Here is a 26923-nt window from a genome sequence, read left to right on the forward strand (position 1 = left end):
TGCTCCTTACATTTGAACCAGATAATCGGGCGATGCCATGATCAGGCTCAGAGCATCACGCACTCGTCGAGATTGGCCTTCCCGGGTGTCCGCCGACGGCAGCGATTCCAGATGATTGCTCAGGATATCGCGCAGTCCATCACTCATGCTGCCCGAGAGCAACAGCAGATCGAGCCTGTCCAGCAAGGCATCGGTACTGACCGCGGCCAGCGCCCTTTCTCGGGACAGATCGATATAGGACGACTTCCGGGCATTGCTGTCGCCATCATCATGCTCGTACTGTATCTGCCGGTCTATACGGTTGGTCATCAGCAGGATCTTGTCCTCGGTATAGATCTCTGCCTCAGGTGCCACTTTGCCACTGCTGTAGATCGGCCCCAGCGGCGCATAGTCCGGATGAAAGAAATTGAAGACCGAGGGGGACTTCAGTACGGCCTGGCCACCCACCGAATCCAGATCCTTCAGATGGGGAGAAGCCGTGTTGTACACCCCGTTTACACTCTGCGAACCCACGCTGACATTGAACGCTCGCCACAAATGCGACAGGCGCAGGATCGGCTCACGCAATTTACCGAAATCCTTGATATTCAGATGCCCGGACCGGGCTTCTTCATCGAGCAGAATCGCCTTGACGACAGCGCCGAGATCGCCTCTCTCGCCCTGACCATTGTCATTGAACACACGGCTGACTCGAGCCACATAGGCAGGTGTCGGGTTGCTCGTGACCATTCTCTGGATCAACTGCTTCGACATGAAGGGAGCCACATTGGCATGGCCTGCGATGGTGTCCAGAGCCATCTGCAGATCCAGCTCCGCACTCTGTCCGGCCGCCAGCGTCACGCCTCCCAACAGGGCTTTTGCACCGTTATCATGATACTCGGGCCAGGCTTGCATGGGCGCGATCTTGTCGGCACGGCTGTTGATGGCAGCCAGAGTCCAGTCGGTAGCGCCACCGAAGTTCCAGCCGGTAAAGACCCGTGAGTATTCCTCGATCTGCTCCTGCGTATAGGTATGAATGGGCTTGCCACCCGATTTCTTCTGGGTGCCATCGATGTTCAATTCGTACAGGCCGATACTGAACAGTTGCAGGACTTCACGTGCGAAGTTTTCGTCAGCCCGTGTATTGCCCTGCATCTCCCCACGCTGATTCTGCAACATGCTCAGATAGACCCCCATCACCGGACTGAGCGTGACCGTTTCCAGCAGGTCGCGGTAATTGCCAAAGGCGCCCTCCTGCAGCTGATCGTAATAGTGGGTCACACCGTATTGCGCGTTACCCAGGGTGTATCCCTGATCGGAGACCACGAATATCTGACTCAGCGCGAAGGCCACGCGCTGACGCAACTGGTCTTCCCCATTGACCACATCACGCCACCAGACCTCATGCCGCGGTTCCTGACGGCTGCCATTGCTGTGGGCCCGCACGAAGTCCAGATGCGGTGCACCCATCGGCAGGCTCAACTGCTCGTCGATCCAGCCTTCAAGGCCCAGAGTCTGAACTCTGGCAATCGATTCACTACTCGGCCCGAATGTGGCCTGTGCCAGCAATCGCGCGGCATCTTCAGGGGTCACGCCATTGTTCGGGTCGGCGGCATTGACGGTCAACATCAGAGTGGCAACGGACTCCGCCTCCAGTTCGTCACGCACGGTCAGGGTGACCGCGTATTCCCCGGCAACCGTCAGCTGAGTCTCGACACTGATACCCGTTGCGCTGATGCTGTCTTCTGCCAACGGCTCGCCGGACTGGTCAAGTCGTGACACCAACCACTGGTAGCTCAGATCACCCTGTCCACCACTACTACCGGAGGCATCCAGAGTGACATCGAAAGGCGCTTCGCCGGACACCGCGCTGGCCGTTACCGACGCAAGCAGGGGTTCACCTTCGTCGTCCAGCTCGGTGATCGTGATCACTTGCGTGGCTGTATCCATCTGGCCGGCATCGTCCACAACGGTCAACGTCACCGTGTAGTCACCCACCGAAGAATAGCTGTAGCTCGGGTTGTGCTGATCGGATTGTCCGGTTTCGGTCGCGTCACCAAAATTCCACAGAACACTGGCGATCTGACCATCGTCGGTCGAGTCATTGACAAAGCTGACCGTGGAGCCTTCGATCGGTGATGCCACCGTGAACGCTGCCACGGGCGGTTCATCGACTGGCTCGGACTCAACCGTGATGACAAGGCTGGCGCTCGACTGGTTGCCATTGGCATCGCTGACCGTTACCCGCGCCGTATACTCCCCGGCCTCCGTGTATTCATGACTGATGGACACCAGGTCTTCACCTTGCTGAACAGCGCCATCACCGAAATCCCAGGCGTATGACACGATCGCCTGATTATCGGAGGACCCCGACGCATCGAACACGGTTGTCAGAGGTGCCTCGCCTTCGCTGACACTGGCCACCAGATTGGCCGTCGGAGCCTGCGAATCATCCAGAACCTGAATCGTCACCTGATCACTGGATTGCTGACCTGCCGTATCCGTGACCGTCACGACAGCCGTGTAGCTGCCCGCCAGCGGATAGACGTGGGATGCCTCATCCTGCTCGCCACTGACCGGCTCACTTCCATCACCGAAGTCGAAGGAGTAGCTGACGATGCCATTGTCATCACTGGATTCACTGGCATCGAAACTCGCCAACAAGGGTCCATCGCCCTCTAGCGGACTGGCGGACAAGGCAGCCAGTGGCAGTGCATCGGTCACCGTCAGCATGCGAATGTCATCCACCCGGAAGTCGCCCCGGAACTGCACACCGTGGACCGCAATCAGCTCGTTGTCCGGTTGCAAGGCCGCCAGATCCTGTCGCACATTGCGGGTGAATGTCTGCCAGGTATTGTCGTGAGCACTGCTGCCCAGCCCATAGCGCAGGTTGCTACTGCTGCTATTGCCACGGTTGCCGTTGTATTGATCGTAGATCAGATAGCGAAAGCCCTGTGTGGTTTCCACCGGGACATTGACCGAGAAGCCCGCGTCGGTCTTCATCGACCAGCGCAGATGCGACTGTTCGGTATTGTTCCAGCCAGCCCCGCGACTGTCGGTATTGCCGATCAGATAGGCATTGGCCTGACCGTTGCCGGAAAGTTCGATGACCCGGCTGTTGCGTTCGTTGTCCTGCACATTGGCCACCACAGCACCACCAGGCGTGGTATCGGTGATGCGCCACCGTGCAATGGATGAATCCTCGGCGTCCTCGTACACCGGTCCCTCGTCACCGCCGCCACCATCAGTAGCGATGAACATCTGGATGTCGTCCACCCTGAAACTGCCGCGAAACTGCACGCCATGAACCGCAATCAATGCATTGTCGGGTTGGAAGGTCGCCAGATCCTCGTAGACATTGCGAGTGAAAGTCTGCCAGTGTCCGTCATGGGCACCGCTGCCCAGGCCGAATCGCAGACTGGACGCGCTGTCACTGCCACGATCGGTGCTGTACTGGTCATAGATGAGATACCGCAGTCCGTCCGCTGTCTCCAGTTGCACATACACCGAGAAGCCGCCGTCTGTCTGCATCGACCAGCGCAGGTGCGTCTGGTGAAAATTGTTCCAGCCGGGAGCCTGACTGTTGTGGTGACCGATCACGAAGGAGTTCTGCTGGTCGGTGCCACTGAGTTCGATGACACGGCTCCCCTGATCCGCATCCACGATGTTCTCGACAGTCGCACCCGACGGCGAGGCATCGGCAATACGCCAGCGACTGGTCGAAGAATCCTCGCCATCTTCATAGATGGTGGCAACCGAACCATCCTGAACCGTCAGCGTCGTTGTCGCGCTATCGCTCAGTCCTTCATCATCGGTCACCGTCAGCTGATAGGTGAAAAGACCGGCCGATTCGGCGCTGACGCTCAACACGGGATCGGAGCCCAGAACGGTGCCAGACTCGTCCGTCCACTGATAGGCGGCCACCGCCGAATCGTCGGTGCTGCCCGAGCCATCGAGTTCGACGATGTCGCCGATCAGCAGGACCTGGTCCCCTCCGGCGATGCGTGCCTCGGGTGCAATGGCCTCGACGTCGTCTGCTGCCGACAAGCGGATGTTGTCCAATCTCAGGCTGCCACGAATCAGCAATCCGTGAACGGCGATGAGCGTATTGCCAGGCTCACCGATTTCCAGATCAGCGGCCAGATCACGACTGAACGTGTGCCACTGCCCGTCCTTCGAGGTACTGCCCAGTCCGAAGCCGATATTGCGACCATTGGAGGCCAGCAAGCTATCCGAATTGCTGTTGGAATACACCAGATAGCGCCAGCCATTGGCCGTATCCACGCGCACATAGACCTGATAGTTCTCGGATACCCGCATGTCCCAATCCAGCTGGAACTCGGACTGGTTGTTCCAGCCATCAACCGTATCCAGCCCTCCCAGCTGATAGCCATTGCTGCGTCCGGCACCCGTCGTCTCGTACACCAGGCTGCCGCTGAGTTCATCGCTGACAACCGCAATCGTGGCACCCGCCGGTGAGTTGTCGAATATCTTCCAGCCAGCCGTCGAGCCATCTTCTGCCGTGGCATCGACGACACTGCTCACAGGAGGCAACACGGTTTGATTGACTGCTTCCGTGGCCAGGGTGATGTCATCCAGGCGCATGGAGCCACGCACCAGAAAACCGTTGACCGCCAGCAAGGTATTCTCAGGCTGGGCGTTGGTCAGGTCACTCGCCAGATCCCGACTGAACACCCGCCAGGTGCCATCTGTTGAACTGCTGCCAAGACCGTAGCGAATGTACTGGCCGGTGGAATTGGCCAGAGCGTCGCTGTTGCTGTTGGAATAGGTCAGATAGCGCCAGCCATCGCTGGTGTCGATGCGGATGTAGAGCGTATAGGCCTCCGTGACCTGCATACGCCAATTGGCGTGAAACTCGCTGGTGTTGTTCCAGCCGTTTTCCGCGCTGGTGCCACCCAGCAGATACCCGTTGTTGCGACCGACACCGCGAGTCTCGATGACCTGACTTTCCAGAATGTCATCATATTCGGTGACAATCTCGGCACCTGCCGGTGATTGATCATAGACCTGCCAATCTCCGACACCGCTCTCGGCATCCGAATAGGTCGTGGCAAATGCCGGCGACAACAGACACGACAGGAGCACGGCGGCGGCCAGATACCCTTTTCTCAGGCTGCCTCGCAGTCCTTTTGAAGGCATGGCCACATGCGGTTTGCGGGCAAGTCTCGGCATCCTGAACACTCCTGATCAAGGTTTCTTACAGCGGAATAGTTTCGACGTCAGCCATGACGGAAATGTGACGCAGAAGGAGTTTAACCTTGAACTGTGACGGAGGAAAGTACCTCGTTGCCATCAGTCAACATCGCACCGAATCAACGACACACTATGGTGCAGAAATTTTTCGGGATTGCCTGCCAGCACGCTGAAAGACTGATCTGACGAACCGCATTGATGAATCCCGGGCGACCTGTCACCGAGATGTCTTGACCAGCGAGGCCTGCTCTTCCATCCGCATCAATACAAGCATGGGTAGCGAGATCTCAGCCACAGGACACTTCACCGGGCAACCATCCTTCCTCGCTTTTCACTCGATGCGCTTTCGGCAAGGCAACTGCCGCGGATGACTATCGATGGGAGATGGTGTTTCGGCTGACCGGATGCCCAGTCTGGGTCTGGTGGGGTTGACTGCGCACCTGCGCAGAGGGCAATTGGCGGAGAGAGAGGGATTCGAACCCTCGATACGAGTTACCCCGTATACCAACTTTCCAGGCTGGCGCCTTCGACCACTCGGCCACCTCTCCGTACTGCTTGCCTGCGTCGACCGATTGAACCTCAACCTGTCGAGCGCCGTAGTTTAACCTGTTTATGCGTCCGGTGTACGCCCCGGAGTGTAAATTGGCGAAGGAAATTGCGTGACGTTACCCTTCAGCTCGACAACTTTCGCCGTGCCGCGCTTTTCCACCTCATCAATCCGGATGATGGAATGCATGGGAATGATGGTCTGCGTCACCCCTTCAAACTCGGTCTTGAGCTTTTCCTCGCCCGGATCGACAACGACCGTCTTGTTGGTGTCGAACACCAGTTGCTCGATCACGACAAAACCGTACAGATCGCCCTGATAGACCTCGCGAGCATAGATTTCATACACCTTGTCCTGGCTGATGAAACGCACGCGGTAGAGAACCTTGTCTTCTGTCATTTACGGCTTCTTTGCTGTGCCTTGCGGCGGTGTCTGGGATGAACGGGGATGATACGCAACTTGGCCGGCGGCCGCGGCTCCAGCCCTGCGGCCTTGGCAATGTCCTCGATATCCTTCGGTGGCAGTTCGAATACCTTGCCTCGAGCCAGCCAGCGCGGCAGAGTCACCGGTCCGAACCGGGTTCTGATCAAGCGACTGACCTGCATGTCCTGCGATTCCCAGAGCCGTCGAACCATGCGGTTGCGCCCCTCTTTCAACGATACGCGAAACCATTGATTGGCATGCTCGGTATCCGCCTCAGCAACAATCTTCTCGAACTTTGCCGGGCCATCTTCCAGCTCGACTCCGGTTGCCAGACGCTCGATGATTTCCGGACTGACGCGACCATTGACGCGGACAGCGTACTGGCGTTCGAATTCCGAGGATGGATGCATCAACGCATTGGCCAGTTCGCCGTCATTGGTCAGCAGCAGCAGGCCCAGCGTGTTGATATCCAGCCGTCCCACGGCAATCCAGCGGCCATGATGCAAGCGCGGCAGGCGATCGAAGACTGTACGACGACCTTCCGGATCGTCTCGGGTGGTGACCTCGCCAAGGGGTTTGTGGTAGACAATGACCCGACGCAGATCCTGATCATCAGTGACGACCTTGTAGAATCGCCCCTTGACCACCAGATCGTCGTTGAGATCGGCCCGGTCGCCCAACTTGGCCACTTGCCCATTGATCTTGATTTCGCCAGCCGCAATCCAGGTTTCCAGCTCTCGCCGTGAACCCAGACCGGTATTGGCCAGTATTTTCTGTAATCGTTCCGCCATCATCGAAGTCTAACAGGCGCGAGCCCTCGTCATGTTGAATATGCATCACTATGAGCAATACAAATTTCAGTAAATTCAAGCCGCTTAACATTGCGGTGCTGACCATCTCCGACACACGCACCGAAGAGGAAGATGTTTCAGGCAAGAAACTGGTGACGGCCCTGACCGCGTCCGGCCACCAGCACTACGAAAAGGCTCTGGTTCGCGACGACAAATACGCCATTCGCGCCGTGGTGTCCCGCTGGATTGCCGATCCGGAAGTCGATGTGGTGCTGACCACCGGTGGTACCGGCATCACTGGCCGTGACGGCACCCCCGAAGCCATCAAGCCTCTGATGGACAAGGAGATCGAAGGATTCGGTGAGATGTTCCGCGTGCTTTCCTACGAGGACATCAAGACATCCACGCTGCAATCACGCACCGTGGCAGGTGTTGCCAATGCCACTTATCTGTTCGTACTGCCCGGTTCCAGTGGTGCCTGCATGACCGCCTGGGAGAAACTCATCTCGCATCAGCTGGACGCTCGCACCAGACCCTGCAACCTCGTACAACTGATGCCCCGCCTCAACGAGGTTTGATCGGACGATAGGGTTGTCTTTGTCGGACGCCCACGTACGCAGGCGTTGCGGCCGACTGGCGGGGATACGGAGTCCGTGCCATTGGCAAGTGCCAGCAGGCCATTTGCACGCCAGCCGGAGCCGGCAATTCGAGCCTGCTCCGGCCCCCGCTCTACCAGCCCTTGCTCTCCTTGATGCGCTCGTAGGCCTTCTGGATATGCTGGGTCTTGTCGGTGGCCAGCTTGATCATCTCATCCGGCAACCCCTTGGACACCAGCTTGTCCGGGTGGTGCTGGCTCATCAATCGTCGGTAGGCCCGCTTGACCGAGGCCTTGTCATCGGACGATTGCACGCCCAGCACCTGACAGGCATCCTCCAGACTCATGCGCTCGACGCCCGGCGAACTGCGCCGACGGCCCTGAGATCCCGGCCCGGTGCCCCGCCCTGCCCCATAGCCACGACCGGTACCGGCTGACTGGTCGGCCCCCATGCTGAAACGCACCAGCATCTCCAGCTGCCTGAAGGAATACTCCGAGAAACCGAGAATCCCGGCCACCTTCATCAGAGCTGCCTCTTCTTCGGGCGCCATGACGCCATCGGCCAGCGACGCCTGAATCAGAATCTCCACGAACATGCGGTAGAGACTGGTGCGACGCTGACATTCCTGGCGAAATTGCAGGACCAGGCCTTCGACATCGAATCCCTCCTGCTTGCCTTCATTGAACAGCTTGATCGCGGCGGCACGCAGTTCGGCATCCAGGTTCATGCGCGACATCAGTGCTTCGGCCAGCGCAATCTCCGACTTGTCCACCTTGCCATCGGCCTTGGCGATATAGCCCATGACCGAGAAAGTGGCGGTGAAAAACGCCATCTTGATACGTTCGGCATCTCCCGGTGGCAGATCTTCATCCGGCGTGTCGTGTGCCAGCTGCAGATTCATGCCCTTGTCGAAGGTATGACCCAGTGCGGCTCCCAGCACGGCTCCCAATGGCCCGCCAATCATGAAGCCGAACGTACCGCCCAGCAGTTTTCCCCACACCATGTCAATACAACCTCGATTTGAACGGATCTCGACCCCCGGTCGGACCCTGAAAGCAGCCGCCTTTCAAGCAGAACGGTACAACATCTGCCACGAAAACGGGATTATCGTTCCGGTTCGGCACACAGACCCAATTCCCGGAGCAAGGTGGTGGCGAAAACACCCGGCGACAAGTGGAAAGCCAGCTGCAGCGTTCTCGCATCCAGCCATTCGTGCTGGAGGTCGGTGGCACAGGCTCGCAAGGCACGTCGCTCCTGAGGCAATCCCGAGCGTTCCAGCCCGGCACACAGATCAGCAGCATTACTCAGCACCGACTCCTCGAACTGAGCGCATGTCGAACTGGCCAGCGTTCGGCCACGTCCCCACCAGGGCGCACTGGGATGAATATCGAACCGACTCAGACGCGCTGCCAGATCCTCTGCCGATTCGGTTTCCGAATCAAAGAAACTGCGACTGCCGGCAAGGGCCGCGGGTTCACCGGCCAGCAATTGCTGCCAGTTGTCGTTCTCGACCCGCGCTGCACAGACACGATTGAACAGCTCACTGCGAGCGGCTGACAGCCACAGACTGCGCTGTTGGCGAGACGTGCGCTTTTTGGGCTGACGGAACCACTGCCGCGCGCGCACCAGATTCTGCCCGCCACGACCAAAGCGCTGTGGGCCGATGTAATTGGGAAATCCGCACTGTCGGATCTGCTCGAGCCGCTGTTTCACGCGGGAGGCAAGATCGGCATCATCGAGCTCGGCCAGGGCGTTCAGGTCGCGCAGAATGATGACGAAGGCGTTGGCGCTGTGCGTGCCGCGGCGCAACTTGCGTGAATGTCGGGCTGCCTGCAGCAGCCTCAGCTGCTTGCCGCCGGATGCAGCGGCCGATGCAGTCTGTTGCTCATTGAATGTCTGCAGGGCTTGTTCGATCTGTTCCCGAGGCACTGGCGAGCGTACGCTGAACCATTGTGTCGTCACCGCATGCCGATCTTTCATGCCCGACAGACCGACATCAGCCGAGTTCGCCGAGCAGGTGGACTCCAGCAGGCTCGCCACTTCATCGGTATTGGTCGCCGTCTTTTCGATCTGCAGCAGCCAGTGCTCACCAGCACCATCCGGCTCGATACCCAGCACTTCATCTACCCGAAAGTCGGCAGCAAGCACCTTGAAGGAGGCGGAGAACAGAGCGGGCCCCAGGGCGGCAGGCATATCAGACATGGGCGGACAGGTTTCGACAGAGAATTGTGAAAGAGCGGAAGCCAGTGAGCGACGCGGTTGGATAGTACAATGCGCAGCGTACTCATACGGGAAACAGGAAATACATGTCTCAATACGCTCGCCTGTCAGTCGACGACGCACATCAGATGATGCTGAACCGCGAGGTCAATGTTATCGACATCCGTGACGCCGACAGCTTTCGTGTGGGTCATATCACTGATGCCGTTCATATGGACAATACCGGTATCCAGTCCTATATCGAAGACACAGACCAGGACATTCCGCTGATCGTCTGCTGCTACCACGGCAACATGAGCCAGAGTGCCGGCGCCTACCTGGCCGAAAAGGGCTTCGCCCAGGTCTTCAGCCTTGACGGAGGCTACGCCGAGTGGTCAGCCCGATTTCCGGATGATTGTGAGCCTGACTGAAGTGTTCCGGTATTACCTTTCTATACACGTCTGCAAGCAGCGGACGCGTTGCGGTAAGGCGAACGCCGCCAATGCCGGGTGCAGCCCGCATCAATCGAGGTAAGTATCTGAAGTAAACGTGGTTCACTTGACCAGAAACCAAACCATGTAAGTGTTACAAATTGTCGTGACAGTCGGCATGAAATCGTGCGCTCGCTGCCAGACTGGATTCATCCGCTCAAGGGAACTGCGAGCCGTTGAATTCATCACAAAAGCAGATGCTTAACGACTATATTGTCACGGGGAGTACAGCTCTTGCATACGTTCGCGAAAGGCAGGCCTTTCATCGTCGAATTCTGTATTGCGTTGGCCTTCCAACGCTGGCTGAAGCTGCCGATCATGCCAGACCTGCGGCCTCATCTCCGGTAACGTCATTTTCGTGAACAGTACTGCCTCCAACTCTTTCCACAGACTTGTCGCGACCTGCCTGCTGATCCTGCTGCCGCTGGGGGCTAGCCTGGCCGACACCACGCTGACCGTCAGCGGTGTCAAGGGAGAACTCAAGCAGAACATCGAGTTGGTGGTCGGCAAACCGCCGCCAGCCGAGGAAAGCCGGCAATACCGACGATACATTGCCGGTCTTCCGCAACAGAGCGCTGCGGCCCTCAGCGCACTGGGTTATTACGCTGCCGACGTTCAGGTATCGGACAGAAGGGATGCCTCCAGCGGCAATACGGTGGTCTCCATCACGGTCACGCCCAATGACCCGGTACGGATCAACAACATCGCCATCCAGATACAGGGAGACGCGCAAGACGACCCGTCCTACACCCGTATACTGGACGATCTGCCCATCAGAAAAGGCAATATCTTCGTCTCCGGGCAGTATGAATCGACCAAATCGCTGCTGCTGGATCAAGCGCAGGATCTGGGCTACTTCCAGTTCGAGTTTTCCGACGCTGCGGTGAGAGTCAGCCGCCGGCAACTCACGGCAGACATCACACTGACAGCCGTCAGCGGGCCGCGCTACACCTTTGGCGACATCATTTTCGAACAGAACATCTTCAGTCGCACCTTTCTGGAGCGCTGGCTGCCGTTCGACACCGGCGACCCTTACGAATCCAGCCTGATCGGTGAGCTGACGCAGAATCTGCAGACCAGCGGCTATTTCCAGAGTGTCAGGGTCATCCCTCAGCAGGATCGGCGCTACGGCACGCGAGTGCCGGTCAAGGTCAATCTGAAGACCCGTGACGAAAACGAGGTGGCCGTGGGCATCGGCTATTCAACCGACACCAGAGCCAGAGTCAAGCTGAACTGGGACAAGCCCCTGATCAACCGCCGAGGGCACTCCATCTCGACCCAGTTCGGCGTCTCCCGAGACCTGCAGAATGCCAGTATCGCCTACCGGATTCCACGCCGCAACGAGCCCCTGTTCAACTACTGGGGCATTGAATATGGTCTGCTCAATGACACTACCGGTGACAATGACTCGTTTCTGGGCACATTGAATTTCCAGCGTGTATCGAGGACCTCGACGCAATGGATAGAATCGATCTTTCTGCGTTGGGAGCGGGAGACCTTCACCGCCGGTGACAATGGTGTCGAGCAGTCCACCGACCTGGTGCTGCCCGGTGTCAGCTACAGCCGCAGTCGCAGCAAGGGCTCACCCTTTCCTACCTGGGGTCAGTCCGCCAGCTTTCAGATCATGGGTGGCTCGAAAGAGGCTCTGTCCACCATCGACTTTCTGAAGGCAACGGGCAGGTTCCGTTACTTGCGAGCCATCTCCGATCGCAACACGCTCATCGGCACACTGCAGTACGGCGTCATCCAGTCGAATGACTATCCTCGCGTGCCGATCACCCAGCGATTCTTTGCTGGCGGTGATCGCAGCGTTCGCGGGTTTCGATACAAGGATATCTCGCCCAAGAACACCGATGGTGAGGCCGTCGGCGGACGCTTTCTGGAAGTTGCCAACATCGAATACAACTATCGCTTTCTTGACCTTTGGAGTGCCGCCGTCTTTGCGGATGCGGGCCGTGCCTTCAACAATTACAGTGACGGTTATTCCGTTGGCGCCGGGGTCGGCTTGCGCTGGCAATCACCCGTCGGCCCCTTTCGCATCGATCTGGCCGTTCCGGTCAATGACCCTGACGACGTCGGTGGATTCCGGGTTCACCTGTCACTCGGACCGGATCTCTGACCATGAAAAGGCTCCTCAAATGGTTGCGCCGATCCGTTCTGGCAGTGCTGATACTGGTGCTGCTGATTCTCGGGCTTGCAGTTTTCCTGCTGGGCACCGATACCGGATTCGGTACAGTGGTCACGCAGGTATCGAAACGCATCGATGGACTGGATCTGGGCAAACTCGAAGGCAATCTGACACGGGGCCTGGTCAGCGATGAACTGTCCTATGGTAACGAGGCCATGGCAGTGAAAGCACGCGGTCTGGATTCCGAATGGCGCCTGGCCTGCCTGGTTCATCGCGAGTTCTGCCTGGACAGGATCACCATCGATGAACTGGATATCGAGACCTTTGCCACCGATACGCCGCCCAAGGATCAACCCAATGGTCCAGTACAACTGCCCAGCATTCATCTGCCCATTGACCTGACAGTCGATGACATCCTGATTCGCCAGCTGCGTTTTCAGCCGCCCGGCGACACCCCTGTTCAAGTGCTGGAAAACATCCATCTATCGGCCAGAACACGCGGTAGCGAATTGACTGTCGATACATTGTCCCTCGATTATCAGACATACGACGCCGAGGTGAACGGTAACGTCACCCTCGAAGGTGATTACCCGCTGGATCTGACAGTGACCCTGAATGCGGCAGATCTGATACCTGATGAGCTACCGGAAGGCACAGGTGCACAAGCTGCCACAGTGGTTATGCGACTCGGCAACACACTGCGCCAACTCGACATCGACACCACGGTATCGGGCACCGTCAACGCCTCCCTGTCGGGAACCGTACAACCACTGGAACCGGACCTGCCAGCCTCCATCACGCTCACCAGTGAGCATCTGGGTTGGCCCATTCAAAGCCAGTCTCAGGTTCAGGCCGACGATGTGTCGCTTGGCGCAGATGGCACGCTGGCAGACTATCGGTTGACGCTTGCCGCCACTATTGACGGCGAACAGCTGCCATCAACGGAACTGGCCGTGTCCGGCACTGCCAATACCGAACGCCTGTCACTACCCGGCATCGACATTCGTACCCTGGGCGGCACCGCCAAAGCCAGCGCGAACGTGTCGTGGAAAGATCTGCTGCAGTGGGATACACAGTGGACACTGCGGAACATCAACCCATCACTGCAAGTGCCGGAGATCAGCGGCAAGCTGAACGGTAACATCCAGGCGTCCGGCCGAGTCGAGGATGGCAACTGGACATTGAAGCTGCCTAGAGCCAACATCAACGGCTCCTTGAGAAACTACCCCTTCTCGCTGGACGCCGTGGTGTCCAAGGGCCTGGACAATGTCTGGCTGATCGACAGGGTACTGTTGAACAATGACCAGAACCGGATCGATGCCAAGGGCAAGGTTGGCGATAGTTGGGATATCAAGGCCCTGATCAATCTGCCGCAGTTGCAGAACCTGATGCCGGAGCTCGCCGGTGGTTTCACGGCGGATCTGAGCATGTCAGGCCCTCTGACAACACCTGATATCGACCTGAATGCAACATCGTCTGTCGTCAAGTTCAACGACATCGTGGTTCAGGGGATCAGCATCAAGGCGGATATCCAGGAACTGTTCGTCAAGCAGAGTAGCCTGAATGTGGCGCTCGGCACTCTGCAATCAGGTGATCAGCTTGTTCAGAATACACGTCTGACCCTTGCAGGTCGACGCGCCGAACACCGTCTGACTTTCTTTGCAGATGGTCCTGATGCCACGACCATCAACCTTGCCGCCGAGGGTTCCCTCAACGAGCAGTTCGACTGGAATGGCAAGCTGGAAAGCGTGGAACTGGAAGTTCCGGCGCATGACATCCGGCTCGATCAACCCACCGCGCTGAGCTGGAACAACGCCACCGGAAAATTCGCCGTGGATGCACACTGCTGGACAACGGAAGGCAGCAATCTGTGTCTGCAGAACCAGGTCGTCGCCGAAGCCGATGGCCACGCCACCATCACTCTGGATCAGTACGCCCTGGCCCGCCTGAATGCCTTCATGCCGGCTGAGACCACGTTGCTCGGCAGCTTGCAGTTGGATGCGGAAATCCATTGGGGTGAAGGCCAGCCGGGTGGTTTTGCCGCCGACATCAGCACCCGGGTCATCGACGGTGGCGCGCGAGTCTCGGATGCGGACGATAACCCGGTGACGTTCACTTACGACACATTGAATCTTGATGCCGAGGTGAATCCGGAATCGGTCAGTGCCCGGTTGGACCTGAGTTCGAAGGATCTGGGACAGGCCAACATTGCCTTGCAGTTGGATCCCGCTGGCGACGCCAAGCCGATCAACGGCACGGTGTCTCTGGATGGACTGGATATCCGCATAGCCAAGGCCTTTCTGCCGGACTTCGACGATATCAGCGGCAGCATCAGTCTGAACGGCGAGGTCTCGGGCCAGTTGACCGACCCCAGATTCGACGGCCAGCTGGTTCTGGATAACCCGATTCTTCGCGCAGAGATGCTACCGCTGCCGATGACCGGCGGACGTGTCGTCACCAGCATCAAGGGCAAACGGGCCGTCATCGACGGCGAGCTGAAGAGCGATGAAGGACGGATAGTCATCGAAGGCAGCGCGAACTGGCAGGATCTGGCCGCCTGGCGCGCCGACATCAGCCTGGATGGCAACAAGCTGAACCTGCAAAGCGACCCCTTGCGGGAGTCCGAGGTCAATCACGAAATCCAGATACGCGCCCGGCCCGGTGTCATTCGTATTGACGGCGACATCGACATTCCCATGGCCAGCATCGATGTCGAGGATCTGCCACAAGGTGCGGCCAGCGTCTCCAGTGATGTGGTCATCGTCGAAGACATTGAAGAAGACAGACGTGAGCAAGCGGCCAACCCACCGAGCGATACCAGACTGCAAATGGCCCTGGCCATCAATCTGGGCGATGATGTCAATCTGTCTGCCTACGGACTCACGGCTCGTCTGACCGGTGACATGGATGTACGCATGAACAGTCCGAAGCCGGTACAACTGGGTGGAGAAATCGAGGTCGTCGATGGAATCTACAAGCAATACGGCCAGAATCTGCAGGCCGACGGTCAGATTCTGTTTGTCGGCCCAGTCAACCAGACGCGCCTGGCGATTGATGCCGTGCGGGTGATAGACACCGAGGATCCGGAACGTACTGCCGGACTGCACATCACCGGAACGGTTGCCAACCCGGAAATCACGCTGTTCACCGAACCGGATGACAAATCCGAGGATGCCATTCTGTCCTATATCGTTCTGGGAAGAGATATCAACGAGACCAACGATCAGGAAGCCAATCTGCTGGCCACCGCAGCGCTGGCACTGACAGTCAAGGGTGGACGCAACATCGCCGGTGGCATTGCCAACGCGCTGGGTGTTCAGGACTTTGCACTGGAAACTCGTGGCAGTGGCGATGACACCGAGCTCGTCGTCAGTGGTCGCCTCAACGATCGTCTGCTGTTGCGCTATGGGCGAAGCGTGTTCGAGACCACCAGCACGCTCTATCTGCGCTATGACCTGACCAAGAAACTCTATCTGGAAGCCGCCCAGGGAGCAGTCGATCAGGCCGTTGACATTTTCTATTCGTTTTCCTTCTGACACCGGCGCCCTGAGGGTAATACCGGCCAGCATTCGAGGTGACGCGGGCCAGCCTGCCCAGCTGTTTGCTATACACTGAAGAAAACAGCAGAAATGACTATCACATGGCCCCAGCGACAGACCAGAGCCCGGAAGAACTGTACTCTCAGGCACTCTATATCGATACAAGCGAGGCCCTGGTAGAGCTGTGCAAGGAGCTCCGCCAGCGACCCTATATCGCCATCGATACCGAATTTCTGCGCGAACGTACCTATCGTCCCGATCTCTGCCTGGTGCAAGTCAAGCATGAAGAACTGCTGGCATGCATCGACACCCTCGCCATCGACGATCTGGACGCCCTGTCCGAGCTGTTGCTGGACACCTCCGTCACCAAGGTATTCCATGCAGCCTCTCAGGATCTGGAAATCTTCTATCTGCTGGCAAAAAAGGTCCCGACTCCCCTGTTCGATACCCAGACCGCCGCCCCCCTGCTTGGCTACAACGAACAGATCGGCTATGCCAATCTGGTGAAGGAACATCTGGGGGTGGAACTGGCCAAGACTCACACACGCGCGGACTGGACACGGCGTCCTTTGCCGCGCCAGCAGATCACCTATGCGCTGGACGATGTCATCTACCTCGAAGCCCTCTATCTGGACATGCACAGCCAGTTGCGGGAACTGGGCAGACTGGCTTGGTTGCAACCGGAATTCGACGATGCCGCCCGAGTCGAGAAATACGATCAGCCTGCCGGTGAGCGCTGGAAGAAGATTCGCAACATCCAGCGTTACAAGGGGCCAGCGCTGTCCATCATCCAGGCACTGGCCAAGTGGCGCGAGATCAAGGCGCGTGAGATCAATCAGCCGCGCAACTGGCTGCTGAAGGACGATGTGCTGCTGAACATCGCCCAGCAGCAACCGGATTCCACGACCGAGCTGGCGCACATCAGAAGCCTGGAGCGCAAGACACGCGAGCGCTTTGGTGAAGAGATACTGGCAGTGGTGGACGTGGCCAGACACGAGCCACCCGAGCCTCTGCCACCCTTCAGCAAGAAACAGAAGCTCAATGGCGCCAATCTGGCACGTGTACAGCTGCTCAACGCCTGGGTCTTCCAGCGCAGCCAGGAGTTGGGGATCGCACCGACCATTCTGGCGCCACAGAAACTGCTGGAGAAGATGGTCACCTCCGACGGCCGGGCGGCCCTGAGCGGCTGGCGCGACCCGCTACTGGGCGACGACCTGATGTCGCTGCTGGACGGTCGCGCAGCGATTTCCAGCACATCGAAGGGTCTTGTATTGACGGCAACGTGACGGATGTGAAACGCTGTTGTAACCTTTAGCCGCCAAGGCAAAGGCCAATTCCAAGCAAACCCACCGAGTTCCCATGACCTCCTCCAGTACTGCTGTAACGCTCAATCGTCCGCTTTCCAATACCAACATCCTTGCAGAGAAGACGCTTGTCTCTCCGGATACTCTCAAGCAGCGCTATCCGAGAACCGAGAAGGCCAGCCAGACCATCGAAAACGGCCGAGCCAGTGTCGAAGCCATTCTCGATGGCCATGACCAGCGCCTACTGGCCGTGGTCGGCCCCTGCTCGATCCACGATGTAGACATGGCGAGGGACTATGCGCAACGATTGATGAAACTGCGAGAACAGGTCGCCGACCGTATCGAGCTGGTCATGCGTGTCTATTTCGAAAAACCGCGGACCACCGTCGGCTGGAAAGGCCTGATCAACGACCCACATCTGGACGACAGTTTCGATATCGAAACCGGCCTTTCACGTGCCCGCGAGCTGCTGGTCTGGCTGGCCGATCATGGCATGCCAACCGGCACCGAGGCACTGGACCCGATCAGCCCGCAATACCTGTCAGATCTGTTCACCTGGTCTGCCATTGGTGCCCGCACCACCGAATCCCAGACGCATCGGGAAATGTCCAGTGGCCTGTCCACGGCCGTCGGCTTCAAGAACGGCACTGACGGCGGACTGGAAGTCGCTATCAATGCCATGCAGTCTGCCGCCAATCCGCACAGCTTCCTGGGCATCGACACGCGCGGCCAGGCAACGGTACTCAAGACACGCGGCAATGCCTACGGTCATGTCATTCTACGTGGTGGCAATCAGGGGCCCAACTACGACTCGGTCAACGTTTCTCTGGCCGAACAGGCCATGGAGAATGCCGGTCTTCCCAAGCGCATCATGATCGATTGCTCGCATGCCAATGCCAACAAGGACCACAACCGCCAGCCACTGGTTGCTCGCAACGTGGCCGATCAACTGGCGGCCGGCAACGATTCCATCATCGGCATCATGCTCGAATCCCATATTCATGCCGGCAACCAGTCCCTGAAGAACCCCGAGGATCTCGAATACGGCGTTTCCATCACGGATGCCTGCATCGACTGGGATACCACCGAAGCGCTGATGATGCAATTGCACGGCGTACTGGCTGGACGGTTCCAATAAGGCATGAGCAGCCCTTCTCCGTCACAGTCACGCGATTCGATTTTCGCCGCCCCGCTGGGAGATATCGAAGGATTTCGATTCAACCAGGCGGTTGTCGACGTCTTTCCGGACATGCTGCGACGCTCGGTGCCCGGCTACGAAGCGATCATTACCCAGTCAGCACTGCTGGCCAGTCGCTACGTGCAGCCGGGCACCCACCTGTATGACCTGGGGTCATCGCTGGGTGCCACAGCCATCTCCATGCGCGATGCCCTGTTGCAGATCGATCCCGCCAGCAGTCAGGGGTGCGAGATTCATGCGATCGACAACGCCCCGGCGATGATCAGGGCCAGCCAGGATCTGATTGCATTGCATGAAGACCAGCAGGACACGGCGCATCCGCCTGTCCCTATCTTTCTGCACGAGGCCAATCTGGAGGAACATCCGCTCTCCCGGGCATCGGTGGTTGCGATGAATTTCACGCTGCAGTTCGTCAATCCGGCGGCCCGTGCGTCCCTGATGCGCAAGATCGCCGATGCGCTGCAACCGGGAGGCGTTCTGATCCTGAGCGAAAAGGTGTGTTTCGACGATCCGGTCGTCAACGAGATGCACATCGACATGTACCACGCCTTCAAGAGTCGCAACGGCTATTCCGACCTTGAAATCAGTCAGAAGCGCACGGCACTGGAAAACGTATTGGTACCGGACACGCTGGAGCAGCATCGTGCACGCCTGCTGGATAGTGGCTTCACCCATTGCACGGTCTGGTTCCAGTGTTTCAATTTCGCCTCTCTTGTTGCCATCAAGCGTTGACCAGCTGGCACACTGCGAGGTCTCGCCGCGATCATGCACGGATGATCGCGGCATCACTATCACCCGGACGTTCAGAACACCCTGACCGGCCAGTAGATTCCACGCTGCATGTCTGAACTACAATTCGATGCCGAAGGACTGATTGCATCACTGGCAGATACCTCACTGGCGCCCTGGAGCGAGGCACTCGCTGCCGCGGTGCTGAACCAGGGGCATGCGCTCAAGCATGGACATCTTCCGCGTTGGGAGGCGGCCATCAAGGCCTTGCCCGAACACGATGGTTCTGGCTGGCGGATCGAGGATGGTGCCGTGTGTACTGCTGCGCAGCTGGCATCCGATCAGACTGATGCGCTCGAGAAGGCACTGTCGGAACTCATGCCCTGGCGCAAGGGCCCCTTTCTCATCGGCCCCATCCTGCTCGACACCGAGTGGCGTTCGGACTGGAAGTGGGATCGCATCATTGACCATCTGGAGCCTCTGCAGGACCGCCTGGTTCTGGATGTCGGTTGTGGCAGCGGATACCATCTGTGGCGCATGCGTGAGGCGGGTGCCAGGCAAGTACTGGGGATAGACCCCAGCCTGCTCTACCTGAAACAGTTCGAAGCCGTACAGCACTATGCGCGTGAAACGGCCATGCATTTTCTGCCACTGCCCATGGAAGCATTGCCGGAAAACATGCAGGTTTTCGACACGATCTTTTCCATGGGTGTGCTGTACCACCGGCGTGAACCGATGAGCCACCTTGCCGAACTGCGTCAAGCCTTGCGCCCGGGTGGCGAGCTGGTACTCGAGACGCTGATCATGCCGGGCGAAGGCGATGCCTCGCTGGCGATTGGCGAGCGCTACGCCAATATGAGAAACATCTACGAACTGCCCACCATCGAGCATCTGGAGAACTGGGTAGCGTGCGCCGGGTTCAACAAGGTACGCACGGTCTCCGTGCAGGAAACCAGCCTCGAGGAGCAACGCCGCTCCCACTGGATGCAGTCACATTCGCTGGAACAGGCCCTGCGCGCCGATGATCCTTCCCTGACCATCGAAGGGTATCCGCGCCCCACACGAGCGGTTGTACTGGCAACAGCCTGACATCAATTACTTCGGATATCCTCTGCGCTGTCGACATCTGGCCTGCTGCAGGATCGTTCGACTTGACTGATCTGCCCGTCCTGCCCGACCTACTCGACCTGCAAACCCACCGATATATTTTGTCGACCAGATCACATTGTTTACAGTCCAGAATCTGCTCACGCACATCTGTAATGTCTGTCTCAGATTTCGGACAGTGCAGCATCCGACACTGAAAATCTGTTTCTTATCAAATGGTTGAATTTTCTGCGCGGGGTGTTAGCCAGATTGCCTCTGTAGGAAAATTACCTGAATGGGATCGGTTTTGTAAAAAGCGGTCATCTCAGGGCTGGCACAACCTATCCATCTGGTTATACTGCCGCCTTGAGAGCAGTTTGACCGGTGTTACATGCATATAGCCCAGCCATCAATCCACCCTGCAGCAACCGATCGTCCTACCTTGCTGGCCAATGCGACGCCACCTGATAATGGTGAACGACGCACGGTGGATGGTGCCGACTACATTCACTTTCATGGTTACTGGGTTCGCTACTACCCACCTCTTGAAGAATCTCTGGCTTCACGCAAGACACTGATCGACCACCTGACACGTCGCGCCTTTCACCACACCGAACCGGGTATCAATACTCCCGGTGAGCGACTGGACACCGCGCGCGCCTATTACATGAACCAGACAGACCCTGCCATGAAACGGGTCAATGCCGCCATGCTGGCCGGTGCGCTGTTCAATCGTGCAACCGACATCTTCACGGCCATCGTGGAACTCGAGGAAAAAGGTGTTCGCATCAGCCGCGACAACGAACTGATGAGAGCCTGCGGCGATTATTTCAAGGAAGCACTGGAGCTGGGACGTGAAGTTCGCCATTTCAGCGGTGAAGAAGGTATTGACGAGCTCTGGGGAGAGCCCTTTCGTGCCTTTACTCTGCCAATTACGGCCTACTACGAGTCCCGCTTCATCAAGGTTGCGCAGGCCATGGCCAATATCGACAAGATCGTGGCCCGCCTGTGTGAACTGTTCTGTTCGCGTCCGGAATTTTCCGAAATCGCGCCCTTGCTGGATGGCTACGCATCAGCGGCCAGACACGAATGCGAAACCATGAAATCGGACGTCTGCATCTTTGATATCTGGCCGCGCTTCATTGCTGCCGGCGAAGCTCTGGGCAATGTTCAACCGCGCATTCAGAACGACTGTTCGAGAGAATGCCGCTATGTCATGGAAGAGGCACAGAAAACACTGATTGCCGGCCGTAATCTGATCAACTGGATTGCACGTGCCCGAGTCCCCATGCCGCGCAGTACTGCCGCCTACTTTGCCCGCTGTGAAGCACTGAAGGAGCGCATGCAATCCTGCTGAGGCGGCCCTCAACCGGCACGCAGCCAGGCTGTACGAGCCTGCCCGCACCTCGCATTCATTGAACTGACCGACGCTTCGAATACCCGAGCAACACAAACTGTGACCACGATCCTTACTGCCGATGGGTCTCGCACGCTGCACAGTGAACGTTACGGAGAGACCTTTCACTCCGTCAATGGGGCTGTTACCGAATCACGCCACGTATTCCTGAACGCCACCGGCGTCGCCGATCGACTGGCTGCCAGGCAACCCACGCGCATACTCGAAGTCGGATTCGGTCTCGGACTCAATTGCCTGCTGAGTATGGATCTGGCCAGCGATTGCCAGACACCTCTCGACTACCACGCCATTGAAAACGACCCATCGGTTCTGTCCCTGCTCCCCACGGTGCATTACCGGGAGCTTCTGAACAATCCCGGCTTGTATGATCGCTTGATTGAAGGACTGAACGCCATCGGCCCCCTGTTCGACTCTGGCGACTCTGGCGACTCTGGCGACTCTGGCGACTCTGGCGACTCTGGCGACTCTGGCGACTCTGGCGACTCTGGCGAAACGGGCGAAACGGGCGAAACGGGCGAAACGGGCGAAACGGGCGAAACGGGCGAAACGGCAAAGGTACCGATTACCTTGGCACTGAGCGCAAACATCACCTTGACGCTGCGTTTAAGCGATGCGATTCAGGATGAACTGCCAGGCGGGCGGTTCGATGCCATATACCTCGATGCCTTCAGTCCTGACAGCAATCCGGAATGCTGGTCCCCGGAATTCCTGTCTCGCTTGCGTGGCAAAACGGCCGTAGACGGCGCACTGACTACCTATTCCGCCAAGGGCAGCGTGCGTCGGGCACTGATTGCTGCCGGTTACAACGTCAAGAAAATGGCTGGTCCACCGGGAAAACGGGAAATGTTGCATGCCGGGGCTTGATTTTCGAAACGATCACACAGTTTTTACAATGCGTTGCTCACATCTCATCAAGATGTTGACGGCTACTCATTACCATTACCCGCGTTGGACACTATAATCCCCCCTGACTTTTCTCATCTGGCAAAACCGGATCAAGGTTTTTCACTGGCACGGTTCGCGCAACCAACAACCCGAATTCTCCCGATCTCATCGTGCTGCCTTGAGGCGCCGATAAGCGAGTACTTTTTTCTTTTCAATGTAGTGGAAAGGCAGTCAGTGACTGCCACAATTCAGGAATAATAATGAAAGTAACGATTTACGGCTCCGGCTATGTGGGCCTGGTGACAGGCGCACTGATTGCGGATGTCGGCAACGAGGTACTGTGCGTTGATGTCGACGAAACCAAGGTAGCCAATCTGCGCAAGGGAATCATCCCGATTTTCGAACCGGGTCTGGATGACGTCATCAAGCGCAATGTGGAAGCTGAACGCCTCGATTTCACCACCGACATGGACCGGGCCGTTGCCCACAGTGAAGTCCAGTTCATAGCCGTTGGCACACCACCGGGTGAAGATGGTTCGGCAGACATGCAATACGTCGCTGCTGTTGCCAAGACCATTGCCGATCGCATGACCGAGTCCAAGATTGTCGTCAACAAGTCAACCGTACCGGTAGGCACCGGCGACATGGTTGAGAAAGTCATTGCCGAAGGCCTTGCTGCGCGTAACGAAACCATCGACTACGCCGTCATCTCCAACCCGGAATTCCTGAAGGAAGGCGCGGCCATTGAAGATTTCATGAAGCCGGATCGCATCGTCATCGGTACCGACGATGAGCATGCCACGGAAGTGATGCGTGAGCTGTATGCGCCGTTCTGCCGTAATCGCCGTGACCGTCTGATCTTCATGAGCCGCAAGTCTTCCGAGCTCACCAAATACGCGGCCAACTCGCTGCTGGCCACCAAGATCAGCTTCATGAACGAGTTGTCCAACATTGCCGATCGACTGGGCGCCGACATCGAAGATGTCCGTGTCGGCATCGGTTCCGATCCGCGTATCGGTTACCACTTCATCTACCCTGGCTGTGGCTATGGCGGATCGTGCTTCCCGAAAGACGTCAAGGCGCTGATTGCCACGTCGCGCGAGAACAACTACGAGGCCCAATTGCTGCAGGCCGTTGACAGCGTCAATGATCGCCAGAAGCATGTGTTGTTCGAAAAACTGATGAAGCATTTCGACAACAACATCGAAGGCAAGAAATTCGCAGTCTGGGGACTGTCATTCAAGCCCAATACCGACGATCTGCGTGAAGCACCCAGCCGCGTTCTGATCGAATCCATCTTCGAGCATGGTGGCACGGTTCGGGCCTACGATCCGGTAGCGATGAAAGAGATGCGTCACTTCTATCCGAATGAGAAGCGCCTGGAACTGGTCGGTACTGCTCAGGACACGGTCGACGGTACCGATGCGCTGCTGATCAACACCGAGTGGCGTGAGTTCCGCAGCCCGAATCTGGACTCCTTGAAGGAAAGCCTGAAGAACCCACTGGTGATTGACGGTCGTAACCTCTACGATCCGGAACACATGATGGAGATGGGATTTACCTACGACTGCATCGGGCGTCCTCGGTAGTTCCTGGCAGTGTACTGAACCTGCAGCCGCATGACGTACTGATGGTCGCTACACTGAAGCTGTAAATGTCGATGTCGATGTCGATGTCGATGTCGATGTCGATGTCGCCAGTTTGAACTGAATCGACGGGGCGGCGGGCACGCAGCCACAACGCTGGCAGAAGTCAGCACTCGTCGCGTTTCGAACAGGGGCTCCGGATATCATTCCGGAGCCCTTTTTCGTTGAACAAGGCAGGATCGTGCCGGGACTGCTGTAACATGATGCAGTGATAACGGAAGCCGCCAGCCAGGCGCAATGGCGCAAGTATCTTCTCGGACTCTCCCTGCCCGTCATGCTGTCCAACGGCATGGTGCCGATCGTGGGCATCGTGGATACCGCGGTCATGGGCCGCATGGGCTCTCCGGAATGGATAGCGGCAACAGCAGTCGGAGCCTTGCTGTTCAGCAGCATCTACTGGATGTTCGGCTTTCTGCGCATGGGAACCGGCGGGTTGGTAGCCCAGGCTTTCGGTGCCAATGATCTGATGGATGCCGGGCGAATCACAACGCGTGCCCTGGCGATTGCCTGCGTTCTCGGTGCTCTACTGATTGCCTTGCAGGTCCCGATACTGCACATCGGACTGGCAGCTTTGACCGACAGCGAGGACTGGAAATCGCTGACAGCCGTCTATTTTTCCATCCGTATACATGCCGCACCGGCCACCCTGATGCTGTACGTCATCATGGGCACCTTGATCGGCTTGCAGCTGATGCGTCAAGTGCTGATGCTGCAGTTCCTGCTCAATGCACTGAACGTCGTGCTGACCATCAGCTTCTTCTCCCTGACAGAGCTGAATATCGCCGGAGTGGCCTGGGCGACGCTCATCAGCGAGTACATCACGCTAGCCTATGGCCTGTATCTGCTGCGTCACGTGCTGCGCAGTGCGCTGGCACACAAACCGGTGCTCGGCTGGTTGCTCGACTCACAGCAGTGCATCAAGTATTTTCGCATCAGCGGTAATCTCTTCATCCGAACACTTTGTCTGATTCTGGCCATGTACTGGATGACTGTGCTCGCCAGCCGTATTGGTGTGGCGACGCTCGCTGTCAATACCGTCCTGCTGCATATGGTCAATCTCGCCGCCTATTGCCTGGATGGTTACGCGCATGCGATTGAAACGCTCACCGGGTATTCCATGGGTAAACGCAGCCTTGCACTGTTCAGGCGAGCCGTTGCCACGGCAGTGGAACTGGCAGCCGTTACCGCACTGGTCTTCTCGCTCGCCTTCTGGCTTTTCGGTGAGTCGCTTACCGCCCTCATGACAACCGATGAACAGATCCGTGAACTGGCCGCAGTGTGGCTACCCTGGGTCATCGTATTGCCAATCACCGGTGTCTGGAGCTTTCTGCTTGATGGCATTTTCATTGGCGCGACCCAGACAGCCAACATGCGCGACAGCATGCTGGTCTCGTTGCTGGTTTTCGGCCTTGCGTCACTGGCCCTGGTACCCCTGCTGGGCAATCATGGTATCTGGTTGAGCTACCATGTCATGTTCCTGACCAGAGCTTTGACGTTGGTCAGGTACTGGCCGTTGCTGATTGCACGCATATCTTGACCGCCTGCGACTTTTGTTACTCGGGCAGTCAGCGCAGGCATGCCTGTTGTTCGCAACGTCAGATGACAGATAGGCGTTTCAACGGTATTTCCACCGATTCGATAATACAATTGGTGCACATCAGACGAGGTCCAAACGCGCGAGACATGGTAATTGAGCATGATGTCGATCTGACTCCGTATACAACGTTCGGCTTCAAGCAACGTGCGGCGCATTTCGTGGAAGTCGATGGAGAGCAGGCGTTACTCGAAGCGGTTCGGCATGCCCAGCAGCGACACTGGCCCATTCTGGCGTTGGGGGGTGGCAGCAATCTCGTCTTCACCAGGGATTTCCCGGGGCTCGTGATCCGACAGATTGACAGCTCAGTCCGATACACCGATGCAACCGATGGGAATGGCACACATGTCACCAGCAGTGCGGGTGTGCTCTGGCATGAACTGGTCATGGATACTGTGGATCGCGATTTCATCGGCCTGGAAAACCTGAGTCTGATTCCCGGACAGGTGGGTGCCGCCCCTGTACAGAATATCGGGGCTTATGGCGTAGAACTGTGCGATCGCTTCGTGGCCCTGCGTGCTCTGCACGTACCAACCGGAGAATGGTTGACGATGACCGCAGAGGAGTGTCATTTCAGTTATCGAGACAGCCTTTTCAAGCGACAGCAAGACGAATACATCATCGGACAGGTGACACTGCACATTGGCGGTGATCTGGAATTGAATACCGAGTATCGTGCTCTGGCCGAATATCTCGCTTCGCATTTTCAGGATCGCAGACCCGATGTGAAGCTGGTCAGCGAATCGATCTGTGCGATACGAACATCCAAGCTTCCCGACCCTGCCCGGCTACCGAATGCAGGAAGCTTCTTTCACAACCCGGTTGTCTCCCGCAGCCATTACACCGATTTGTTGCAAAATTACCCCGACATGATCGGCTACCCACAGGAAAACGGCAGCTACAAGCTCGCAGCCGGCTGGTTGATAGATAAACTCGGTTACAAGGGATATCGGCAGAACGGTGTGGGTGTACATGGGAAACAGGCACTGGTACTGATCAAGTACCACCAGACTGACGCCGTTGCCTTGATCCGACTTGCCGAGAAAATCCGCGATCATGTGCTTCAGGAGTTCCAGGTCTCGCTGAAAATCGAACCTCGAATACTGTAACCGGCATCAAGCTCTTCTTGTCAGACGACTTTCCGCGAGACCATATCC

The 26923-nt window shown here is 57.6% G+C and carries 18 protein-coding genes and 1 tRNA gene; 13 read left to right on the forward strand and 6 right to left on the reverse strand.

Features of this window, described 5'->3' with window-relative positions; translation table 11 throughout:
- Nucleotides 1-6: 6 nt before the first annotated feature.
- From ACUNV4_RS17600 to rluB, 4 genes are all read right to left on the reverse strand, one after another.
- Nucleotides 7-5172, reverse strand: coding sequence for a DUF1800 family protein (locus ACUNV4_RS17600; RefSeq protein WP_430879900.1), 5166 nt, complete (start codon nucleotides 5170-5172; stop codon nucleotides 7-9).
- 477 nt (nucleotides 5173-5649) lie between these two features.
- Nucleotides 5650-5741: transfer RNA gene (locus ACUNV4_RS17605), tRNA-Ser, on the reverse strand.
- Nucleotides 5742-5803: 62 nt separating this feature from the next.
- Complete coding sequence (locus ACUNV4_RS17610; RefSeq protein WP_430879901.1) at nucleotides 5804-6139, reverse strand: DUF1820 family protein; 336 nt, start codon at nucleotides 6137-6139, stop codon at nucleotides 5804-5806.
- On the reverse strand, nucleotides 6136-6954 hold the full coding sequence (gene rluB / locus ACUNV4_RS17615; RefSeq protein ID WP_430879902.1) for a 23S rRNA pseudouridine(2605) synthase RluB: 819 nt from the start codon (nucleotides 6952-6954) through the stop codon (nucleotides 6136-6138). Before rluB ends, ACUNV4_RS17610 begins: the two co-directional genes overlap by 4 nt.
- Before the next feature lie 50 nt (nucleotides 6955-7004).
- Between rluB and moaB the strand changes: the two genes are divergently transcribed.
- Nucleotides 7005-7532 (forward strand): molybdenum cofactor biosynthesis protein B, encoded by a 528-nt coding sequence (gene moaB, locus ACUNV4_RS17620; protein WP_430879903.1) that lies wholly within the window; start codon nucleotides 7005-7007, stop codon nucleotides 7530-7532.
- Between the two features lie 151 nt (nucleotides 7533-7683).
- Here moaB and djlA read toward each other — a convergent pair whose 3' ends face one another.
- Both djlA and truD read right to left on the reverse strand, forming a co-directional pair.
- A complete protein-coding gene (gene djlA, locus ACUNV4_RS17625) occupies nucleotides 7684-8553 on the reverse strand; it encodes a co-chaperone DjlA (RefSeq protein WP_430879904.1) in 870 nt (289 codons plus the stop codon).
- A gap of 101 nt (nucleotides 8554-8654) precedes the next feature.
- Complete coding sequence (truD, locus tag ACUNV4_RS17630) at nucleotides 8655-9752, reverse strand: tRNA pseudouridine(13) synthase TruD (RefSeq protein WP_430879905.1); 1098 nt, start codon at nucleotides 9750-9752, stop codon at nucleotides 8655-8657.
- A gap of 104 nt (nucleotides 9753-9856) precedes the next feature.
- Here truD and glpE point away from each other — a divergent pair, with 104 nt between their 5' ends.
- The 12 genes from glpE (at nucleotide 9857) to murB (ending at nucleotide 26875) form a co-directional block, all read left to right on the forward strand.
- A complete protein-coding gene (glpE, locus tag ACUNV4_RS17635) occupies nucleotides 9857-10180 on the forward strand; it encodes a thiosulfate sulfurtransferase GlpE (RefSeq protein WP_430879906.1) in 324 nt (107 codons plus the stop codon).
- A gap of 418 nt (nucleotides 10181-10598) precedes the next feature.
- Nucleotides 10599-12359, forward strand: coding sequence for an autotransporter assembly complex protein TamA (locus ACUNV4_RS17640; RefSeq protein WP_430879907.1), 1761 nt, complete (start codon nucleotides 10599-10601; stop codon nucleotides 12357-12359).
- 2 nt (nucleotides 12360-12361) lie between these two features.
- Nucleotides 12362-15904 (forward strand): autotransporter assembly complex protein TamB, encoded by a 3543-nt coding sequence (tamB, locus tag ACUNV4_RS17645; protein WP_430879908.1) that lies wholly within the window; start codon nucleotides 12362-12364, stop codon nucleotides 15902-15904.
- A 104-nt stretch (nucleotides 15905-16008) separates the two neighbouring features.
- Nucleotides 16009-17193, forward strand: a complete 1185-nt coding sequence (rnd, locus tag ACUNV4_RS17650; protein WP_430879909.1) for a ribonuclease D — start codon at nucleotides 16009-16011, stop codon at nucleotides 17191-17193.
- 73 nt (nucleotides 17194-17266) lie between these two features.
- Nucleotides 17267-18349: a 3-deoxy-7-phosphoheptulonate synthase gene (locus ACUNV4_RS17655; RefSeq protein ID WP_430879910.1), complete on the forward strand. Its 1083-nt coding sequence runs from the start codon at nucleotides 17267-17269 to the stop codon at nucleotides 18347-18349.
- Between the two features lie 3 nt (nucleotides 18350-18352).
- Entirely contained in the window at nucleotides 18353-19141 is a 789-nt protein-coding gene (gene cmoA, locus ACUNV4_RS17660; protein WP_430879911.1) for a carboxy-S-adenosyl-L-methionine synthase CmoA, read from the forward strand.
- Between the two features lie 108 nt (nucleotides 19142-19249).
- Nucleotides 19250-20227, forward strand: a complete 978-nt coding sequence (gene cmoB, locus ACUNV4_RS17665; RefSeq protein ID WP_430879912.1) for a tRNA 5-methoxyuridine(34)/uridine 5-oxyacetic acid(34) synthase CmoB — start codon at nucleotides 19250-19252, stop codon at nucleotides 20225-20227.
- A 388-nt stretch (nucleotides 20228-20615) separates the two neighbouring features.
- Nucleotides 20616-21581: a hypothetical protein gene (locus tag ACUNV4_RS17670; protein WP_430879913.1), complete on the forward strand. Its 966-nt coding sequence runs from the start codon at nucleotides 20616-20618 to the stop codon at nucleotides 21579-21581.
- Nucleotides 21582-21680: 99 nt separating this feature from the next.
- On the forward strand, nucleotides 21681-22505 hold the full coding sequence (locus tag ACUNV4_RS17675; protein ID WP_430879914.1) for a tRNA (5-methylaminomethyl-2-thiouridine)(34)-methyltransferase MnmD: 825 nt from the start codon (nucleotides 21681-21683) through the stop codon (nucleotides 22503-22505).
- A gap of 281 nt (nucleotides 22506-22786) precedes the next feature.
- Nucleotides 22787-24115 (forward strand): UDP-glucose dehydrogenase family protein, encoded by a 1329-nt coding sequence (locus tag ACUNV4_RS17680; protein WP_430879915.1) that lies wholly within the window; start codon nucleotides 22787-22789, stop codon nucleotides 24113-24115.
- Between the two features lie 265 nt (nucleotides 24116-24380).
- Nucleotides 24381-25709 (forward strand): MATE family efflux transporter, encoded by a 1329-nt coding sequence (locus tag ACUNV4_RS17685; RefSeq protein ID WP_430879916.1) that lies wholly within the window; start codon nucleotides 24381-24383, stop codon nucleotides 25707-25709.
- Nucleotides 25710-25855: 146 nt separating this feature from the next.
- Entirely contained in the window at nucleotides 25856-26875 is a 1020-nt protein-coding gene (murB, locus tag ACUNV4_RS17690; protein WP_430879917.1) for a UDP-N-acetylmuramate dehydrogenase, read from the forward strand.
- The last annotated feature ends 48 nt before the right edge of the window (nucleotides 26876-26923 follow it).

The sequence above is a fragment of the Granulosicoccus sp. 3-233 genome (assembly GCF_052681095.1).

Coding starts and splice junctions, on each gene's coding strand:
- ACUNV4_RS17655 (WP_430879910.1), top strand. CDS start 17,267: ATGACCTCCTCCAGTACTGCTGTAACGCTCAATCGTCCGCTTTCCAAT.
- tamB (WP_430879908.1), top strand. CDS start 12,362: ATGAAAAGGCTCCTCAAATGGTTGCGCCGATCCGTTCTGGCAGTGCTG.
- cmoA (WP_430879911.1), top strand. CDS start 18,353: ATGAGCAGCCCTTCTCCGTCACAGTCACGCGATTCGATTTTCGCCGCC.
- ACUNV4_RS17670 (WP_430879913.1), top strand. CDS start 20,616: ATGCATATAGCCCAGCCATCAATCCACCCTGCAGCAACCGATCGTCCT.
- glpE (WP_430879906.1), top strand. CDS start 9,857: ATGTCTCAATACGCTCGCCTGTCAGTCGACGACGCACATCAGATGATG.
- cmoB (WP_430879912.1), top strand. CDS start 19,250: ATGTCTGAACTACAATTCGATGCCGAAGGACTGATTGCATCACTGGCA.
- djlA (WP_430879904.1), bottom strand. CDS start 8,553: ATGGTGTGGGGAAAACTGCTGGGCGGTACGTTCGGCTTCATGATTGGC.
- truD (WP_430879905.1), bottom strand. CDS start 9,752: ATGTCTGATATGCCTGCCGCCCTGGGGCCCGCTCTGTTCTCCGCCTCC.
- ACUNV4_RS17680 (WP_430879915.1), top strand. CDS start 22,787: ATGAAAGTAACGATTTACGGCTCCGGCTATGTGGGCCTGGTGACAGGC.
- ACUNV4_RS17610 (WP_430879901.1), bottom strand. CDS start 6,139: ATGACAGAAGACAAGGTTCTCTACCGCGTGCGTTTCATCAGCCAGGAC.
- murB (WP_430879917.1), top strand. CDS start 25,856: ATGGTAATTGAGCATGATGTCGATCTGACTCCGTATACAACGTTCGGC.
- rnd (WP_430879909.1), top strand. CDS start 16,009: ATGGCCCCAGCGACAGACCAGAGCCCGGAAGAACTGTACTCTCAGGCA.
- rluB (WP_430879902.1), bottom strand. CDS start 6,954: ATGGCGGAACGATTACAGAAAATACTGGCCAATACCGGTCTGGGTTCA.
- ACUNV4_RS17600 (WP_430879900.1), bottom strand. CDS start 5,172: ATGCCGAGACTTGCCCGCAAACCGCATGTGGCCATGCCTTCAAAAGGA.
- moaB (WP_430879903.1), top strand. CDS start 7,005: ATGAGCAATACAAATTTCAGTAAATTCAAGCCGCTTAACATTGCGGTG.